Origin of the sequence: Shewanella sp. 11B5 (genome assembly GCF_002836795.1) — a bacterium.
Classification (GTDB): domain Bacteria; phylum Pseudomonadota; class Gammaproteobacteria; order Enterobacterales; family Shewanellaceae; genus Shewanella; species Shewanella frigidimarina.
In genome coordinates this window covers 1-1,276 of record NZ_PJAP01000105.1, presented here as the reverse complement: position 1 = coordinate 1,276, position 1,276 = coordinate 1, and the positions used below count along the sequence as shown (strand labels likewise).

Annotated in this window: 2 protein-coding genes; both read right to left on the bottom strand. The window is 37.0% G+C overall.

Annotated elements, in window-relative coordinates; translation table 11 throughout:
* Nucleotides 1-302: 302 nt before the first annotated feature.
* Nucleotides 303-770 (bottom strand): bacterioferritin, encoded by a 468-nt coding sequence (bfr, locus tag CXF78_RS00870; RefSeq protein ID WP_011636432.1) that lies wholly within the window; start codon nucleotides 768-770, stop codon nucleotides 303-305.
* Nucleotides 771-782: 12 nt separating this feature from the next.
* Entirely contained in the window at nucleotides 783-1,253 is a 471-nt protein-coding gene (gene bfr, locus CXF78_RS00865) for a bacterioferritin (protein WP_011636431.1), read from the bottom strand.
* Nucleotides 1,254-1,276: the final 23 nt, after the last annotated feature.

Below are 1,276 nucleotides of genomic sequence, written 5' to 3'. Positions count from 1 at the left end.
AAAAACTAAATATATCAATTTAATTAGAAAAAACCATTATCACTTTTAATGTATATCTTCCAGAGTAGGGGGAAGTCACCGAACGTTTTTTACACAAAAATAGTTTACTTAATGAGTTGTTATAGCCCATAAAATCTTCATGGCTTGGACTATTTTTTGTTTGCAGGTTAAACGAATAGTTCAAAAAGCAAGCACTAATGCGGTTAACCTGTCTTCCAGAGCCTCCACATGAGTGTTGAAATGACACAAAAAAGCCCAAACGCAGTTGGGCTTTATTAACATGTAACGTATCAATTAAGACATTACATTTTGGTCTGTAAATAGTTTTGTAAACCTACACGCTCAATAAGACCTAATTGTTTTTCTAACCAGTACATGTGGTCAGATTCAGTGTCATCTAATAATACTTCTAAAATTTCACGGCTTTGGTAATCCGCTTTTTCTTCACATAGCGCGATAACTTTACGCAAATGATCTGCTACATGATATTCGTATGCAAGGTCATTTCTCAGCATTTCTTGCACATCTTTACCAATATTCAACGCTTCACGGCTGCCAACATCTGGAGTGCCTTCTAAAAACAAAATGCGTTGAACTAGTTTAGCGGCATGCAACTTCTCGTCGTCTGACTCATGCAGAATACGGGTATACAGTTCATTGAATCCCCAATCTTCATACATATGAGCATGGACAAAATATTGATCCATGGCTGACAATTCGCCAGTTAATAAACTATTTAAAGCGTCGATGACTTCTGGATGGCCTTTCATGATAATTTCCTATTAGTCGTTAATTTGTGATTGAAGATAATTTTGAATACCCGTTTGATTGATAAGCTCTTGCTGCGACTCAATCCAATCTAGATGCTCTTCTTCGTCTTCGAGTAAATCTTCAAATAAATCGCGGCTAACATAATCTTGCTGAGTTTCACATACCTTAATGGCTTCACGCAAAATGGCAATTTGTTCAGTAATCGCAGCTAGATCACAGCTAAGCATTTCTTCAGCATGCTCACCAATGCGCAATTTATCTAACTGTTGTAGGTTAGGTAAACCTTCAAGAAACAATACACGTTCAATCAGCTTGTCAGCATGCTTCATGTCTTCAATCGATTTTTTATACTCTTTCTCATTAAGCTTTTCCAACCCCCAATGCTTAAACATACGAGCATGTAAAAAATATTGGTTAATGGCGGTCAGCTCACAGGTGAGTACTCGATTGAGTTGGCTGATGACTTTAGGATGACCTTTCATAGTAATGCCCCTCGATAAATAAT

What these genes read in the sequence shown, in the direction of transcription:
- bfr (WP_011636432.1), bottom strand. Translation starts at nt 770, where the DNA reads ATGAAAGGCCATCCAGAAGTCATCGACGCTTTAAATAGTTTATTAACT.
- bfr (WP_011636431.1), bottom strand. Translation starts at nt 1,253, where the DNA reads ATGAAAGGTCATCCTAAAGTCATCAGCCAACTCAATCGAGTACTCACC.